This is a genomic window from Pseudomonas sp. UFMG81, assembly GCF_015354575.1.
Taxonomy (GTDB): domain Bacteria; phylum Pseudomonadota; class Gammaproteobacteria; order Pseudomonadales; family Pseudomonadaceae; genus Aquipseudomonas.
On sequence record NZ_JACAFQ010000007.1, the window covers coordinates 116,043 to 132,361 of the forward strand.

Genomic DNA, 16,319 nt, shown 5'->3' on the forward strand with positions numbered 1-16,319 from the left:
GCGGTCTCCTCAGGCGGCGTTCTTGAGTTTCGGGTCCAGCGCGTCGCGCAGGCCGTCGCCCATCAGGTTGATTGCCAGCACACTGAGCAAAATGGTCAGGCCTGGCAGGCTTACTACCCACCAGGCGCGCTCGATGTAGTCGCGGGCCGAGGCCAGCATGGTGCCCCACTCGGGGGTTGGCGGCTGCACGCCCAGGCCAAGGAAGCCCAGGGCGGCGGCGTCCAGGATCGCCGAGGAGAAGCTCAGGGTGGCCTGGACGATCAGCGGCGCCATGCAGTTGGGCAGCACGGTGACGAACATCAGCCGTGGCAGGCTGGCACCGGCCAGGCGCGCGGCGGTGACGTAGTCACGGTTCAGCTCGCCCATCACCGCAGCGCGGGTCAGGCGCACGTAGGAGGGCAGCGAGACGATGGCGATGGCGATCACCGTGTTGATCAGCCCTGGGCCGAGGATGGCGACGATGGCCACGGCCAGCAGCAGCGAGGGCAGCGCCAGCATCACGTCCATCAGGCGCATGATCGAAGGGCCGAGGATTTGCGGGAAGAACCCGGCCAGCAGGCCCATCAGGATGCCGGGGATCAGCGACATCACCACCGACGACAGGCCGATCAGCAGCGACAGGCGCGCGCCCTGGATCAGTCGCGACAGCAGGTCGCGGCCCAGTTCGTCGGTACCGAGGATGAATTGCCAGGTGCCGCCTTCGAGCCACACCGGCGGGGTGAGCAGGAAGTCGCGGTACTGCTCGCTGGGGTTGTGTGGTGCCACCCAGGGGGCGAACAACGCGCAGAACACCACCAGGGTCATGAAGGCCAGGCCGGCCACCGCGCCTTTGTTGCGCGAGAAGGCCTGCCAGAATTCCTTGTACGGGGAGGGGTAGAGCAAGCTCTGGTCAACCACGCTGGACGGGGTGACGGATTTCGGGATCGGGCTGGTCATGGCGAACTCCTCAGCGCTGATGACGGATGCGTGGGTTGACCAGGCCGTAGAGGATGTCCACGACGAAGTTCACCAGGATCACCAGGCAGGCGATCAGCAGGATGCCGTTCTGCACCACCGGGTAGTCACGGGCGCCGATGGCTTCGATCAGCCATTTGCCGATGCCCGGCCAGGAGAAGATGGTTTCGGTGAGTACCGCACCGGCCAGCAATGTGCCGACCTGCAGGCCGAACACGGTCAGCACCGGGATCAGGGCGTTGCGCAGGCCGTGGATGAACACCACGCGGGCCGGTGACAGGCCCTTGGCGCGGGCGGTGCGGATGTAGTCTTCGCGCAGCACTTCAAGCATCGACGAACGGGTCATGCGCGCGATCACCGCCAGCGGGATGGTGCCCAGCACGATGGCGGGCAGAATGAGGTGCATCACCGCGTCCTTGAACGCGCCTTCCTCATCGCTGAGCAGGGTGTCGATCAGCATGAAACCGGTCGTTGGCTCGATGTCGTAGAGCAGGTCGATACGCCCGGAAACCGGGGTCCAGCCCAGGCTTACCGAGAAGAACATGATGAGAATCAGGCCCCACCAGAAGATCGGCATGGAGTAGCCGGCCAGCGAGATGCCCATGACGCCGTGGTCGAACAGCGAGCCGCGCTTGAGCGCAGCGATCACCCCGGCCAGCAGGCCGATGATGCCGGCGAACAGCAGGGCGGCGAAGGCCAGTTCGAGGGTCGCGGGGAACAGCGTGGTGAATTCGTGCCACACGCTTTCACGGGTGCGCAGCGACTCGCCGAGGTCGCCCTGGGCGAGCTTGCCGATGTAGTCCAGGTACTGCACCGGAAGGGGTTTGTTCAGGCCCAGGCGCTCCATGGCCTGGGCGTGCATTTCGGGGTCGACCCTGCGTTCGCCCATCATCACTTCCACAGGGTCGCCGGGGATCAGGCGTATGAGCGCGAAGGTCAGCAGGGTGATACCGAAGAAGGTCGGGATCAACAGGCCCAGGCGTCGGGCAATGAAACTCAACATGTTGGGGGTACCTCATCAGCCACTAAGGGCAGAACCGCCGGCTACCTTGCAGATTGCCGGCGGTCGTTATTGTTCTACTTCACCTTGGTGGTGGCGAAGTTATTGTTGGTCAGTGGGTTGATCACATAGCCTTCGACGTTTTCGCGCATCGCGGTGAACATCTTCGGGTGGGCCATGCTGATCCACGGTTGGTCCTCATCGTACACCGCCAAGGCCTGGTTATAGAGCTTGGCGCGTTCGTCGTTGTCGATCACTTCGCGGGCACGGGTGATCAGCTCCTGGAACTTGCTGTTGCACCAGCGCGCGTAGTTCTCGCCGCTCTTGGCGGCATCGCAGCTGAGCATCGGGCTGAGGAAGTTGTCCGGGTCGCCGTTGTCGCCGGCCCAGCCTGCCGAGACCAGGTCGGCCTCACCCTTCTTGGCGCGGCGCAGCATCTCGGCCCATTCCATCACGCGGATATCGAGCTTGATGCCCACCTTGGCCAGGTCGGCCTGCAGCATTTCCGCGGACAGGCGCGGATTGGGGTTGGTCGGGCCGCCACCATTGCGGGTGAACAGGGTGATCACCGTGCCTTCGGGTACGCCGGCCTGCTTGAGCAGTTCACGGGCCTTGTCCAGGTCGTGGGGCGGGTTCTGGTTGTCGGTGTTGTAGCCGATCATGGTGGGTGGGTACGGGTTGACCCCGACCAGTGCGTTGCCCTTGCCGAACAGCTGGTCGACGTGGGTCTGGCGGTCGAAGGCCATGTTGATCGCCTTGCGCACGCGCACATCGCTCAGGTACTTGTGCTGGGTGTTCATCGAGATGTAGCCGGTGACCAATGCCTCGATCTCGGCGACCTTGAGCTTGGGATCGGTCTTGATGCCTGGCACGTCGTCAGGCTTGGGGTACAGGGCGATCTGGCATTCGTTGGCGCGCAGTTTTTGCAGGCGCACGTTGCTGTCGGTGGCGATGGCGAATATCAGCGCGTCGGCCGGTGGCTTGCCACGGAAGTAGTCCGGGTTGGGCTTGTAGCGGACCTGGGCATCCTTGTTGTAGCGCTGGAACACGAACGGGCCGGTGCCGATGGGCTTGCTGTTGAGGTCGCCGGTCTTGCCGGCCTTGAGCAACTGGTCGCCGTACTCGGCGGAGTAGATCGAGGTGAAGGCCATGGCCAGGTCGCGCAGGAAAGGCGCCTCTGGGCGGGTCAGGGTGATCACCACGGTGTGGTCGTCGGTTTTCTCCACCGACTTGAGCAGGTCCTTGAAGGCCATGCTTTCGAAATACGGGTAGCCGACGCTGGTCTTGTCGTGCCACGGGTGGTCCGGCCGCAGCTGGCGGTTCAGGCTCCACAGCACATCGTCGGCGTTGAAGTCGCGGGTGGGGGTGAAGTAGTCGGTCGTGTGGAACTTCACCCCTTCACGCAGGTGGAAGGTGTAGACCAGGCCGTCGGGGCTGATGTCCCAGCGGGTGGCCAGTGCAGGCTGGATCTCGGTGGTGCCGGGCTTGAAGTCGACCAGGCGGTTGAAGATGGCCTCGGCCGTGGCATCGGCGGTGACGGCGGTGGTGTACTGGACGATGTCGAAGCCTTCGGGGCTGGCCTCGGTGCACACCACCAGCGGCTTGGCCGCCACCGTGGATGCCGCGCCCAGGATGACCGCTGCCAGGGCAGCGCGTAGCGGTAACGATTTCATGAAACCTCCCTGCAGTGCTAGTTCCAGCGTAGCCGCCACGGCCCGTGGGGAGTCGGGCCGTGGCGCCAGCGGTCAGAGGATGTTGAACGGAATGGTGGTCACGATACGGAATTCATCGAGGCTGCCGTCGCCCTGGGCCTTGCTGGCGCGGTGGGCGGTGTAGGTGGCGCGGATGCTGGTGTCCTTCAGCGGGCCGCTCTGCACGGCATAGCTGGTGCCGATGCCCCACTCGTAGTGGTTCTCGCCGTTCAGGCCTTTGACGTCATAGGCGGTGCCCTTGTAGTGGGTGCCGTCGATGTCCCAGCCGCGGGCGTTGTACAGGTTGAACTTGAGGCCCGGTACGCCGTACCCCGCCATGTTCAGCACGTAGCTGATCTGCAGCGATTTTTCGTTCGGGCCGTTGAAGTCCGACAGCAGCGAGTTGGCCAGGTAGATGCCGTTGGTCTCGTGCAGGTAGTCGAAGTACTCGTTGCCGTTGACCTGCTGCCAGGAGGCGCTGAGGGTGTGGGCCTGGTGAGTGAGACCGAACGACAGGCTGTAGGTGTCGTTGTCGATCTCGCCCATCTTCTTGCTGCCGGCGTCCACGGTCTTGTAGTAGTTCAAGCCGGTGGTCAGGCTCAGTACCGAACTGTCGCCCAGCACGTGGTTGGCGCCGAAGTAGTACTGGTTCCAGAAATCGTCGACCTTGGTCGCGTAGAGGCTGGTGGTCAGGCTCGTGAACGGCTGGTAGTTGATGCCGGCGGTGCTGGCGCGGTCGGTCTCGACACCCGTGGCGCTGTACTCGCTGCGGAACTTGCTCAGGCTTTGTTCGGTACGTGGCGAGACGCGGTCGAAGGTGCCCAGGTCGAACGACAGGTTGTCGAACTCGGCGCTGTGCAGGAACGCACCCTGGAAGCTCGAGGGCAGGGCGCGGTTGCCGATGTAGGCGATCATCGGGGTGTCCACCGACTGGCGGCCCACGGTGAGGGTGGTGTTGGACACCCGTGCCTTGACGTTGCCCAGGCCCATCTTGCTCCACTGGCCGATCACGTCGCCGTCGCTGTGGGTCAGCGTGCGGTTGTTGGGGCCGGCCACGGCGGCGCGGCCGCGCTCCAGCGCCACGGCGTTGTAGGCGGCGGCCTCGACGGCGAAGCCCACGGTGCCTTCGGTGAAGCCCGAGCTGTAGTTGAGGATGGTGCCCTGTACCCAGTTGTCACGGCTGTGGGTGGGGTGGCGGCTGCCGTCGCTCTTGTAGTACTTCCACAGCGGCGCGCGGGTGGCGCGTTCGCGGGCGTACCAGTTGCGGGTGCTGCCGGACAGGCTCTGGCCTTCGATGAAGCCTTTGGCTTCGGCCTGCTCGCTGTCGGCCTTGAGCGTGACGGGGACGAACTCCTGGCTCATCGGTTCGGCCTGGGCCATGGCGCAGAAGGCACCGATGGACAAGGCCAGTGCGGTTTTGGTGGTGCGTTTCAAAATCAAAGCTCCCTTTCTATTTTTTTAGTTATCACCCGTGCCTTGTGGGCCGGGCCTGTAGCGGTGACGCGGTACTGCAATGTTTGCCTTGGGGTCGCCAGGCAAATCCGGGCTGCACGCGGCCGCGGGAGTGGGTCGCACTCCCGGCCAGGCAATGCAGGGTCAATCGATGCTGACGCCGGAGAAAACGTTGCGTCCGAAGGGGCTGACCTTGAAATCTTTGACGCTGATGCTCAGGGGCTGGTTGACCGTGGAGTGGGCCACCGGGGTGATCGGTACCTGCTGCTTGAGTCGTTGTTGTGCTTGCTGATAAAGCGCGGTGCGTTGTTCGCGGTCGGTGACTTGCTTGGCTTGCTTGACCAGGGTGTCGTACTGGCTGTCGCACCACAGGGAGTAGTTGTTGCTGCCGATGGCATCGCAGCTGAACAGGGTGCCGAGCCAGTTGTCGGGATCGCCGTTGTCGCCGGTCCAACCGATCAGGGCGATGTCGTGCTCACCGCTTTTCATGCGTTTGAGGTACTCACCCCACTCGTAGCTGACGATGCGCACCTTGAAGCCCAGCTTGGACCAGTCAGCTTGCAGCATTTCGGCCATGAGCTTGGCGTTGGGGTTGTAGGGGCGCTGGACGGGCATGGCCCAGAGGGTGATTTCGGTGCCTTCCTTGACCCCGGCCTGCTTGAGCAGGGCCTTGGCTTTTTCCGGGTCGAAAGGTGCGTCCTTGAGCGAGTCGTCGTAGGACCACTGGGTGGGGGGCATGGCGTTGACCGCAGGCTGGCCGGAGTCCTGGTAGACGGCCTGGATGATCGCCTGCTTGTTCACCGCCATGTCCATGGCCTGGCGTACTTCGAGGCGGTCGAACGGCGGATGCTGGGTGTTGTAGGCGATGTAGCCGAGGTTGAAACCAGGTTGCTGCAGCACTTGCAGCTTGTTGTCCTGTTTGAGTGCCTGCAGGTCGGCCGGGCGGGGGTGGAGAGTGACCTGGCATTCATTGCGGCGCAGTTTCTGGATGCGCACCGAAGGGTCGACGTTGATCGAGAACACCAGGTTGTCGATTTTGACCCGCTCGGGTGCCCAGTACTCCTTGTTGCCCTTGTAGCGGATCTGAGAGTCCTTTTGATAGCGCTGGAACACGAACGGGCCGGTGCCGATCGGTTTCTGGTTGATGTCGCTGGGCTTGCCCTGCTTGAGTAGCTGGTCGGCGTACTCGGCAGAAAGTATGGAGGCGAAGGCCATGCCAAGGTTCTGGATAAACGCAGCGTCGACCTTGTTGAGGGTGAATACGACGGTCATGGGTGCGGTTTTTTCGACCTTGGCGATGTTCTTGTCCAGGCCCATGCTGACGAAGTAGGGGAATTCGGTAGGGTAGGCCTTGCGGAAGGGTTGTTCCTTGTCGAGCATGCGGTTGAAGGTGAACAGCACGTCGTCGGCGTTGAAGTCACGGGTGGGCTTGAAGTCCTTGTTGCCGTGGAACTTCACCCCCTTGCGCAGGTGAAAGGTGTAGCGCAGGCCGTCTTCGGAGACTTGCCAATCAGTGGCCAGACCCGGTTGCACGGCGGTGCCGCCGCGCTCGAACTCGACCAGGCGGTTGTAGATTGGTTCGGCGGCGTCGTTGTCGGTGGCCGCGGTGTACTGGGCGGTGTCGAAGCCGGCCGGGCTGCCTTCGGAGCAGAACACCAGGTTGTTGGCCTGGCTCAGCGAGGCCTGGCTCAAGAGGCCGAGGGCCAGCAGGGTGGAGCACAGCGTGGTGAGGCGCATGGCAGATCCTTTGTCCGTGTTTTTTCGGGCCGCGACAGGCAAAAGCGCGGCTGTGGCATCCCGGTCATGACGATAGAGGCGTCACGGTGCGGGAACCAGGGTTCAAGTACTGGGATTGGGGCGGGACTGTTCTGGCAAGCGTGAGGGAAATTTCCTACGCATTGCCCGATCGTGTTATCGCCCCGCCAACAAACCTGCCGGCGGGGCAATCACGAGCGTTACTTGTCCACGCTGACCCCGTAGAAGGAGTTCAGGCCGAAGGGGCTGATCTTGAAGTCCTTCACGGACGTGCTCATGGGCTGATACACGGTGGAGTGGGCGATCGGGGTGATCGGCACCTGTTCCTTGAGGATGTGTTGCGCCTGCTTGTACAGCTCGGTGCGCTTGGCCTGGTCGGAGGTGGCCTTGGCCTGCTTGATCAGGTCGTCATACGGCTTGTAGCACCACTTGGAGAAGTTGTTGCCGTCCATGGCGTCGCAGCCATAGAGCGTGCCCAGCCAGTTGTCCGGGTCACCGTTGTCGCCGCTCCAGCCAATCAGCATGGCGCCTTGCTCGCCACCTTTGGAGCGCTTGATGTACTCACCCCATTCGTAGCTGACGATCTTGGCCTTGATGCCGACCTTGGCCCAGTCGGACTGGAGCATTTCGGCCATCAGCTTGGCGTTGGGGTTGTAGGGGCGCTGCACCGGCATGGCCCACAGGGTGATCTCGGTGCCTTCCTTGATGCCGGCCTCTTTGAGCAGTTGCCTGGCCTTCTCGGGGTCGTACTTGGCGTCCTTGATGGTGGTGTCATAAGACCACTGGGTCGGCGGCATGGCGTTGACCGCCAGCTGGCCAGCACCCTGGTACACCGAATCGATGATCTGCTGCTTGTTCACCGCCATGTCCAGCGCTTCGCGGACCTTGAGTTGCGACAGCGGGTTGGGCTCGTTGCTGCCCTTGACCTTGTCCATCACGTTGTAGGCGATGTAGCCGAGGTTGAAGCCGGCCTGGTCGGGCATCTTCAGCTTCTTGTCCTGCTTCAATGGTTCGATGTCGGCGGGGCGCGGGAACAGGGTGACCTGGCACTCGTTCTTCTTGAGTTTCTGCATGCGCACCGAAGCGTCGGTGCTGATGGCGAAGATCAGGTTGTCGATCTTCACATCCTCGGGCTTCCAGTAGTCCTTGTTGCCCTTGTAGCGGATCTGCGCGTCTTTCTGGTACTTGCTGAACACGAACGGGCCGGTGCCGATCGGCTTCTGGTTGATGTCGGCGGGCTTGCCCTGCTTGAGCAACTGGTCGGCGTATTCGGCGGACTGGATGGACGCGAAGCTCATCGCCAGGTTCTGGATGAACGCGGCATCGACTTCGTTGAGGGTGAACTTGACGGTGTGCTCGTCGACCTTTTCGACCTTGGCGATGTTCTTGTCCATGCCCATGTCGGTGAAGTACGGGAATTCGGTGGGGTACGCCTTGCGGAACGGCTGGTCCTTGTCGAGCATGCGGTTGAAGGTGAACAGCACGTCGTCGGCGTTGAACGCACGGGTGGGCTTGAAATAGTCCGTGGTGTGGAACTTGACGCCTTCGCGCAGGTGGAAGGTGTAGGTTTTGCCGTCGTCGGAGACTTCCCACTTGGTGGCCAGGCCCGGGATCACCGCGGTGCCGCCACGCTCGAACTGGGTGAGGCGGTTGAAGATGGTTTCTGCCGAGGCGTCGAAGTCGGTTCCGGTGGTGTACTGGCCAGGGTCGAAACCTGCCGGGCTGCCTTCGGAGCAGAACACCAGGTTGGAGGCGGCGAGCGCGGACGGAGCGCCGGCTAGCAAGCCTGCACCGACCAGGAACGGAATGACTGCGTGTTTGAGCATGGTGGCCTCATTGTTGTCATTTTTTTAGATTGAGGCGGCCTCGTGAGCCGACCTGCGGATACTTATGCAGGGGCTATTCCCAATGCAACACTCAGCAGGAGGGTTGGCAGCAAAACGTGGGACGGTCGTACATGGATGTCGCATCCATATAACTTTGGCGAATGTTGATCGTTTGCGCGGCGGGTTAGAGCGGGTTTTTCAAGATATTTCGCACTACAGGCGACAAGCGGATGCACCCGTTTGGTGCGTAGGAAGGGTCTGAAATGGCTGCCCGAGACGGTCTTGATCGTCCCGGGCATTCATTTGGAGAGGTCAGGGCACCTGAACTTCGATCAGGCCATCGGCGCTCATGCTGACTTCGCTGGTGCCGGCCTCGATGTCGGGGGCCGGCGCGGCTTCGTCGGCGGCCTTGGCCATCATCGCCATCGGTGCGCTGCGCAGGTATGGGCGAGGGTAGCCGCTGCTGTTGAGGTTGAGGCTGACCACTTTATAGCCCTTGCCGCCGAGTGCCTCGGTGGCCAACTGGGCGCGGGACTTGAACGCGGCGACGGCATCCTTGAGCAGGTCGTCCTCGCTGGCCTTGCGGGTGGACGGGGCGATGGAGAAGTCCATGCCGCCCATTTTCAGGTCCTGCAGCAGCTCGCCGGTGAGCTTGGACAGGGCCGGGAAGTCGGCGCTTTCCAGGCGCAGCTCGGCGCGTTCGCGCCAGCCGGTGATCTTCTGGCCCTTGGTGTCGTAGATCGGGTAGCTGTTGCGGCTGCCCTGGCTGATCTTCACGTCCTTCACTTCGCGGGCCTGCTGCACCGCCTTGTTCATGGTTTCGGTGATCTGCTTGGCGAGCTTGCCCGGGTCGGTGTTCTGCGCTTCGCTGTACAGCGTCACCACCATCAGGTCGCGGGCGACCTCCTTGCTGACTTCTGCGCGCAGCGACACCTGGTTGTAGCGCGGCTCGTCGGCGGCCATGGCGGGCAGGCTGGCAAGCATGCCGCAGGACAGGGCGAACGCGGCACCGCGACGGGAAATGTGCATGTATAGCTCCTTGGCAAAGAAAGGCGTGGGCAGAACCTGCGTTCCACGCATGGCCGATCAGACCGGGGTCAGTGTAGTGGGTTCAAAAATGCCATCATGAATCTGTGACAAAGTGTGGCGCTTTGCCGCATCGCTGCAGCGAGGCGCCTGGCTTCGGTATACTCCAGCCGATTTTCCTGGAGCACTCATCGGGAGAGCTCATGCTCGCCGCCGCACATCCGCTGTCCGCTACACGCCAGAACCTCTGGCGCCTGACCTTCATTCGCATCCTCGTTCTGGCCGCCCAGGCCGGCTCGGTGGGCGTGGCCTACTGGACCGAGCTGCTGCCGCTGCCGTGGTTCTCGCTGGCGCTCACGTTGGTGCTGTCGTCGCTGCTGTGCGCCTTCACCGCCTTGCGCCTGCGCCTGTCGCTGCCGGTCACCGAACTCGAGTACGCGCTGCAGCTGGCCTGCGACCTGCTGATCCACAGCGCGCTGCTGTATTACTCGGGGGGCTCGACCAACCCCTTCGTCTCTTATTACCTGGTGCCGCTGGCGATCGCCGCGGTGACGCTGCCGTGGATCTATTCGCTGGTGCTGTCGGGTATCGCCCTGGTGGCCTACAGCCTGCTGCTGGTGCAGTACTACCCGCTGGAGACGCTGCCGCTGGCGCGCGACACCATGCAGGTGTACGGCATGTGGCTGAGCATCGCCCTGGCCGCGGCGGTGATCACCTTCTTCGCCGCGCGCATGGCCGAGGAGCTGCGCCGCCAGGAGAACCTGCGCGCCGAGCGCCGTGAAGAAAGCCTGCGCGACGAGCAGTTGCTGGCCGTGGCCACCCAGGCCGCTGGCGCCGCCCACGAGCTGGGTACACCGCTGGCGACCATGAGCGTGCTGCTCAACGAGATGCGCCAGGATCATAACGATCCACAGTTGCAGGAGGACCTGCAGATCCTCCAGGACCAGGTCAAGCTGTGCAAGGAAACCCTGCAGCAGCTGGTGCGTGCTGCCGAGGCCAATCGCCGCCTGGCCATCGTCGAGCAGGACGTCACCGCCTGGCTGGATGAAGCGCTCAACCGTTGGCACCTGATGCGCCCGGAGGCCAGCTACCGCTTCCAGCGCCTGCGCGATGGCGTTGTGCCGCGGCTGATCCCGCCACCAGACCTGACCCAGGCGCTTCTGAACCTGTTGAACAACGCCGCCGATGCCTGCCCGGACGACCTGGAGGTGCGCCTGGACTGGGACGCCCAGGACATCGTCATCAGTATCCGCGACCACGGCCCCGGTATGCCCCCGGCGATCGCCGAGGCCATCGGCAAGCCTTTTATTACCACCAAGGGCAAAGGCTTCGGCCTGGGCCTGTTCTTGAGCAAGGCCAGCGTGACCCGTGCGGGCGGTTCGGTGAAACTCTATAGTCATGAACAGGGTGGCACCCTGACCGAATTGCGCCTGCCCCATGGCAAGCGAGGAGATGAACGATGAGCGAAGAAAACCAGGTCGAAGGCGAAGAACTGCCGCACCTGCTGCTGGTGGACGACGATGCCACCTTCACCCGGGTGATGGCCCGTGCCATGGCCCGTCGGGGTTTCCGCGTGAGCACCGCGGGTTCTGCTGAAGAAGGCTTGAAGCTGGCCGAGCAGGACCTGCCCGACTACGCCACGCTGGACTTGAAGATGGAAGGCGACTCGGGCCTGGTGCTGTTGCCCAAGCTGCTGGAGCTGGACCCGGAAATGCGCGTGGTGATCCTGACCGGTTACTCGAGCATCGCCACGGCGGTCGAGGCGGTCAAGCGCGGTGCCTGCAACTATCTATGCAAGCCGGCTGACGCCGATGATGTGCTGGCGGCGCTGCTGTCGGAGCACACCGACCTGGACACCCTGGTGCCGGAAAACCCGATGTCGGTGGACCGCTTGCAGTGGGAACACATCCAGCGGGTGCTGGGCGAGCATGAAGGCAATATCTCCGCCACCGCGCGGGCGTTGGGCATGCACCGGCGCACCTTGCAGCGCAAGTTGCAGAAGCGCCCGGTACGGCGTTGAAAAATCGCGGGCCAAGTCGCAGCGGCGAACCGCCGCTGCGACTTGGCCCGCGATGACGTTTAAGAGGCTTTTACTCCCGAACGGTCAACCCGCACCGCCAACTGCCCCGCGCCAGCGGGCGCCTCGAACGCCACCAGCCCCGCCGCCGGCACCTTGGCCCGGCCTATGACCTTGCCATCGCGCAGCAACTCCAGCGGCATGCCTGCCAACGATTGGCCAGAGGCCAGCTCCATCTTGATCCTGATAGTCATCGGTGACCTCCTTGTCACGCGTTGCGATCGATATAAGTGTTTGTCACGCCATCCAGGCTGGCGATCAGTTCCGGTGAACCACCGCGGAACTGGCGGAACAGGTTGCGTTTGCGCTGCCGGCCATCCACCGGCACCTGCACGGTGGGGTGGAATTGATCGGTCAGTTCGGCATAGCTGCCCCACGGGCCGATGTACGACTCGTCGAGCTGGTCGGTGACGCTGAAGGCATAGCGCACCGCATTGCCCCGCTGCCAGTTGAGCCCGTCCGGCTCACGGCGCTGCCAGCCGATGATCGTCGGTGCACCGACGGGCGACTCGATGAAACCGGCGGGTTTGTTCGGTGTGTAGTCCTTGAGCAGCAGGTAGGTGCTCCAGCCCCACCAGTCGGCGATGCGCTGGCGGTCGTTGAGGTTGTTGACGTCCTTGCGGCGCAGCACGCTCTTGCCGTCCTGGAAGTACAGCGGGGCGAAGTTGCCCGGCACCAGGTCCTGCTCGGCGGCACGCAGGTCAGGGGCCAGGCGCAGGGCGGCATAATCCTTGGCCGGCGGCACGCGGCCATCGGCGAAGGCCTGGAACACCTCGTCGGCCGAGCGTTGCACGGCACGCCCGACCTGGCGGCGGTTGGCCACATCGACGCTGTCGAAGTAGCGCTTGTCGCCATAGGCGCGCCATTGTTCACCTTCGGCATTGCGCACGGCCAGGCCGTACTTGCTGTCCTCGTCATGCATGAAGCGCGAGATCAGCGAGCCGACATCGCTTGGGGTGACGGTGTCGGCCAGCGCCTTGCGCGGCACCCGCAGGTGGCCGGCGGAGAACAGGTCGGTGAGGAAGTGGTCGGCGAAGGCGTTCATCGCATAGGCCAGTTGCAGGTCACGTTCTGCACCACTGGCGCGGGCTTTCAAGGCCTGCTGCAGGGCGGCGGCGTGGCCGGCCTGGTAGGCCAGCAGTGCCCAGGGACCGAAGTGGTCCCAGTTGCTGGCGGCCAGTTTCAGGTAGCGGCCGAGTGGGAACAGGTCGGAGGCGAAGCTGCCGCCGCCGGTGATGCGGTTCCAGCGCGCCGACAGGCTGTCGCCCAGTGCGTCGTAGGCCTCGTGAGGCTGGCGACCCTCTTTGATGGCCCGGTTGGCGGCGGCGATTTCTTCCTGCATGACGGCAAGGATCTGCTCGGCCTCGGCTTTGGCCGCCGGCAGGCGGGCCAGCGAGTCGAAGGCCTGGACGAAGCGCTCGACGCGCTCACCCTCGCTGCTGCCATCGGCGATCGGGCGGTCGGGCAGGCCGTAGAAGTCGCCACCCAGGGCGATCACCTGGCCGTAGGTGAGGCTCAGGCCGTTGGGCAGCGGCAGCGGCGACTGGTGGGCGGGGATGGCCGACTGGCCAACCTCGTAGCGCAGCAGGGTGTTGTCACCGATGGCGGTGTGTTCGCCACCTTCGAAGAACAGCTCGGGGCCGCGAGGTACTGTTTTGTCGCTGCTGCCGGGTACGGCGAAGCGGTGGTACTTGAGGGTGTGGTGGCCGTGCATGACCAGCACCAGGTGGCTGTCCGGGCCGGGGAGGGCAATGCCCTGCGGGTCGAACAGCTGGTCGAGGTCGGCGACCACCAGCGTGGCCTGGGCCTGAGGGGCCGCAGGCGGGGTTTGCATTCCTGACATGATTTGCTCCTTGCAAAGTCGGGATCATCCATTTTTAACTGTATGCATATACAGTATTCGTCATCATATTCAGGAAATTTCCTACGTCAAGCGCTGTTTGTGCTGCCAAGTGGCACCTTCGGCGGGCGCAAGGCCCTGGCACTGACGTATCATTGGGCCCCTGACGGCTACCCCCAGGACTCGCGCTGCATGCTCGCCCTTCTTATCCAGACACTGAACATCACGGCACCCGTGTTCGCCATGCTGTTCATGGGCGTGCTGCTCAAGCGCATCCGCTTGATCGACGACAACTTCAACAAGGTCGCCTCAACGCTGGTGTTCAACGTGTGCATGCCGGCACTGCTGTTCCTCGGCATCTATCACGCCGACCTGGCCGCGGCGGTCAAACCCGGGGTCATCCTCTACTTCATCGGTGCCACCCTGGTGGGCTTCGGCCTGGCCTGGGGGCTGGCGATCTGGCGCTGCCCGCAGGCGGACCGCGGCATCTACACCCAAGGCGCGTTCCGCGGCAACAACGGCGTAATCGGCCTGGCCCTGGCGGCCAGCCTGTACGGCGACTACGGCATCTCGCTCGGCGCGGTGCTGGCGGGGCTGGTGATCCTCATGTACAACTCGCTGTCGGCGGTGGTGCTGGCGGTGTACAGCCCGGACCTCAAGTCCGACCCGTGGAGCATCTGCAAGAGCATCCTCAGCAACCCGCTGATCATCAGCGTGCTGGTGGCCACGCCCATGGCCTACGGCCAGGTGCCGCTGCCCAACTGGTTGCTGACCTCCGGCGACTACCTGGCGCAGATGACTCTGCCGCTGGCGCTGATCTGCATCGGCGGCACCTTGTCGCTGGCGGCGCTGCGCGACAGTGGCCGGCTGGCCTTCGATGTGAGCCTGGTGAAGATGGTCTGGCTGCCGCTGCTGGGCACCCTGGGTGCGTGGCTGTGCGGCTTTCGCGGCGCCGAGCTGGGCATCCTGTTCCTCTACATCGGCAGCCCCACCGCGGCGGCGAGCTATGTGATGGCGCGCGCGGCCAATGGCAACCACGAACTGGCGGCGTCGATCATCGTCATCACTACACTGATGGCGGCCATCACCACCAATATCGGCATTTTCGTCTTGCAGTGGGGCGGCTGGATCTAGACCCTCATTGCACACAAAACCAACAACACGGCCTCACCTAAAGGACACTTCATGCAAGACCAGAGCACGCCCGAGCGCTTGCAGCGCGGGCTGAAGAATCGCCATATCCAGCTGATCGCGCTGGGCGGGGCCATCGGCACCGGGCTGTTCCTGGGCATCGCCCAGACCATCCAGCTGGCCGGCCCCTCCGTGCTGCTGGGCTACGCCATCGCCGGCCTGATGGCCTTCCTGATCATGCGCCAGCTCGGCGAGATGGTGGTCGAGGAGCCGGTCGCCGGCAGCTTCAGCCACTTCGCGCACCAGTACTGGAGCGAGTTCGCCGGCTTCGTCTCGGGCTGGAACTATTGGGTGGTGTACGTGCTGGTCGGCATGGCCGAGCTCACCGCAGTGGGCATCTACGTGCAGTACTGGTGGCCGGAGTTCCCCACCTGGGCCACGGCGGCGATCTTCTTCGTGGTCATCAACGCCATCAACCTGACCCAGGTGAAGGTGTATGGCGAGATGGAGTTCTGGTTCGCCCTGGTCAAGGTGGTGGCGATCGTCAGCATGATCGGCTTTGGCGCCTGGCTGCTGGGCAGCGGCCACGGTGGGCCGGAGGCCAGTGTCGCCAACCTGTGGCAATACGGCGGCTTCTTCCCCAATGGTGTGACCGGGTTGATCATGGCGCTGGCGGTGATCATGTTCTCCTTCGGTGGCCTGGAACTGGTCGGCATCACCGCCGCCGAAGCGGCCAACCCGCGCGAGAGCATCCCCAAGGCCACCAACCAGGTGGTCTACCGCATCCTGATCTTCTACATCGGCGCCCTGGCGGTGCTGCTGGCGCTGTACCCGTGGCAGAAAGTGGTGCAGGGCGGCAGCCCGTTCGTGATGATCTTCCACGAGCTGGACAGCGACCTGGTGGCGACCATCCTCAATATCGTGGTGCTGACCGCCGCACTGTCGGTGTACAACAGCTGCGTGTACGCCAACAGCCGCATGCTGTTCGGCCTGGCTTCGCAGGGTGATGCGCCGCGCCAACTGCTCAAGGTCAGCCGCCGTGGCGTACCCCTGACCGCGCTGGGCGTGTCGGCGTTCGCCACCGGCCTGTGTGTGCTGATCAACTACCTGATGCCGGGTGAGGCGTTCGGCCTGCTGATGGCCCTGGCGGTGTCGGCGCTGGTGATCAACTGGGCGAGCATCAGCATCACCCACCTGAAGTTCCGCAAGGCCAAGCTGGCCGCCGGCATCCAGCCGTTTTACCGCAGCCTGTGGCACCCGCTGAGCAACTACCTGTGCCTGGCGTTCATCGTGCTGATCCTGGTGGTGATGTACCTCACCCCGCCGATTCGCATCTCGGTGATGCTGATCCCCGCGTGGATCGCGGTGCTGTGGGTGGCGTTCCGCATGAAGAAGGCCCGTCAGGCCCGATGAGGTAAATCGAGCCGGCCCTATCGCCGGCAAGCCCCACCCTGAAATTTGCACGTCACCTGTAGGAGCGGCCTTGTGTCGCGAAAGGGCCGCAGTGCGGCCCCGGCGATCTTGGGCGTACTCGAGAACCTGGGGGCGCTGCGCACCCCTTTCGCGA

At 63.8% G+C, this 16,319-nt stretch carries 13 protein-coding genes; 4 read left to right on the forward strand and 9 right to left on the reverse strand.

Translation table 11 applies throughout. The features are described 5' to 3' along the window. Window positions 1-9 precede the first annotated feature (9 nt). From IX761_RS07655 to IX761_RS07685, 7 genes are all read right to left on the reverse strand, one after another. Window positions 10-936 (reverse strand): ABC transporter permease subunit, encoded by a 927-nt coding sequence (locus tag IX761_RS07655; protein WP_194789004.1) that lies wholly within the window; start codon window positions 934-936, stop codon window positions 10-12. 10 nt (window positions 937-946) lie between these two features. Continuing rightward, the gene (locus IX761_RS07660) at window positions 947-1,957 is read right to left on the reverse strand and encodes an ABC transporter permease subunit (RefSeq protein ID WP_194789005.1); all 1,011 of its coding nucleotides are present in this window, start codon (window positions 1,955-1,957) and stop codon (window positions 947-949) included. 74 nt (window positions 1,958-2,031) lie between these two features. Continuing rightward, a complete protein-coding gene (locus IX761_RS07665) occupies window positions 2,032-3,627 on the reverse strand; it encodes an ABC transporter substrate-binding protein (protein WP_194789006.1) in 1,596 nt (531 codons plus the stop codon). Between the two features lie 72 nt (window positions 3,628-3,699). Further along, on the reverse strand, window positions 3,700-5,079 hold the full coding sequence (locus IX761_RS07670) for an OprD family porin (RefSeq protein WP_194789007.1): 1,380 nt from the start codon (window positions 5,077-5,079) through the stop codon (window positions 3,700-3,702). A gap of 162 nt (window positions 5,080-5,241) precedes the next feature. Further along, entirely contained in the window at window positions 5,242-6,834 is a 1,593-nt protein-coding gene (locus tag IX761_RS07675; protein ID WP_194789008.1) for an ABC transporter substrate-binding protein, read from the reverse strand. 218 nt (window positions 6,835-7,052) lie between these two features. Next, window positions 7,053-8,678 (reverse strand): ABC transporter substrate-binding protein, encoded by a 1,626-nt coding sequence (locus IX761_RS07680; RefSeq protein ID WP_194789009.1) that lies wholly within the window; start codon window positions 8,676-8,678, stop codon window positions 7,053-7,055. A 312-nt stretch (window positions 8,679-8,990) separates the two neighbouring features. Then, complete coding sequence (locus IX761_RS07685) at window positions 8,991-9,707, reverse strand: SIMPL domain-containing protein (protein WP_194789010.1); 717 nt, start codon at window positions 9,705-9,707, stop codon at window positions 8,991-8,993. A 200-nt stretch (window positions 9,708-9,907) separates the two neighbouring features. On the opposite strand from IX761_RS07685, the gene IX761_RS07690 reads away from it, so the two are divergent. Then, the gene (locus tag IX761_RS07690) at window positions 9,908-11,167 is read left to right on the forward strand and encodes an ATP-binding protein (protein ID WP_194789011.1); all 1,260 of its coding nucleotides are present in this window, start codon (window positions 9,908-9,910) and stop codon (window positions 11,165-11,167) included. Then, complete coding sequence (locus tag IX761_RS07695; protein WP_194789012.1) at window positions 11,164-11,724, forward strand: response regulator transcription factor; 561 nt, start codon at window positions 11,164-11,166, stop codon at window positions 11,722-11,724. The genes IX761_RS07690 and IX761_RS07695 overlap by 4 nt, the downstream gene beginning before the upstream one ends. Before the next feature lie 59 nt (window positions 11,725-11,783). On the opposite strand, the gene IX761_RS07700 is transcribed toward IX761_RS07695, so the two are convergent. Both IX761_RS07700 and IX761_RS07705 read right to left on the reverse strand, forming a co-directional pair. Continuing rightward, window positions 11,784-11,975 (reverse strand): hypothetical protein, encoded by a 192-nt coding sequence (locus tag IX761_RS07700; RefSeq protein WP_194789013.1) that lies wholly within the window; start codon window positions 11,973-11,975, stop codon window positions 11,784-11,786. 14 nt (window positions 11,976-11,989) lie between these two features. Then, a complete protein-coding gene (locus tag IX761_RS07705; protein ID WP_194789014.1) occupies window positions 11,990-13,624 on the reverse strand; it encodes a phospholipase in 1,635 nt (544 codons plus the stop codon). Between the two features lie 189 nt (window positions 13,625-13,813). On the opposite strand from IX761_RS07705, the gene IX761_RS07710 reads away from it, so the two are divergent. Beyond that, complete coding sequence (locus tag IX761_RS07710) at window positions 13,814-14,755, forward strand: AEC family transporter (RefSeq protein WP_194789015.1); 942 nt, start codon at window positions 13,814-13,816, stop codon at window positions 14,753-14,755. Window positions 14,756-14,806: 51 nt separating this feature from the next. Next, complete coding sequence (locus tag IX761_RS07715; protein ID WP_194789016.1) at window positions 14,807-16,165, forward strand: amino acid permease; 1,359 nt, start codon at window positions 14,807-14,809, stop codon at window positions 16,163-16,165. Window positions 16,166-16,319 lie beyond the last annotated feature (154 nt).

Bases quoted from the DNA above. Each gene is read 5' to 3' on its own strand.
- IX761_RS07655 (WP_194789004.1), bottom strand. From the start codon at position 936: ATGACCAGCCCGATCCCGAAATCCGTCACCCCGTCCAGCGTGGTTGAC.
- IX761_RS07660 (WP_194789005.1), bottom strand. From the start codon at position 1,957: ATGTTGAGTTTCATTGCCCGACGCCTGGGCCTGTTGATCCCGACCTTC.
- IX761_RS07665 (WP_194789006.1), bottom strand. From the start codon at position 3,627: ATGAAATCGTTACCGCTACGCGCTGCCCTGGCAGCGGTCATCCTGGGC.
- IX761_RS07675 (WP_194789008.1), bottom strand. From the start codon at position 6,834: ATGCGCCTCACCACGCTGTGCTCCACCCTGCTGGCCCTCGGCCTCTTG.
- IX761_RS07680 (WP_194789009.1), bottom strand. From the start codon at position 8,678: ATGCTCAAACACGCAGTCATTCCGTTCCTGGTCGGTGCAGGCTTGCTA.
- IX761_RS07685 (WP_194789010.1), bottom strand. From the start codon at position 9,707: ATGCACATTTCCCGTCGCGGTGCCGCGTTCGCCCTGTCCTGCGGCATG.
- IX761_RS07690 (WP_194789011.1), top strand. From the start codon at position 9,908: ATGCTCGCCGCCGCACATCCGCTGTCCGCTACACGCCAGAACCTCTGG.
- IX761_RS07695 (WP_194789012.1), top strand. From the start codon at position 11,164: ATGAGCGAAGAAAACCAGGTCGAAGGCGAAGAACTGCCGCACCTGCTG.
- IX761_RS07700 (WP_194789013.1), bottom strand. From the start codon at position 11,975: ATGACTATCAGGATCAAGATGGAGCTGGCCTCTGGCCAATCGTTGGCA.
- IX761_RS07705 (WP_194789014.1), bottom strand. From the start codon at position 13,624: ATGTCAGGAATGCAAACCCCGCCTGCGGCCCCTCAGGCCCAGGCCACG.
- IX761_RS07710 (WP_194789015.1), top strand. From the start codon at position 13,814: ATGCTCGCCCTTCTTATCCAGACACTGAACATCACGGCACCCGTGTTC.
- IX761_RS07715 (WP_194789016.1), top strand. From the start codon at position 14,807: ATGCAAGACCAGAGCACGCCCGAGCGCTTGCAGCGCGGGCTGAAGAAT.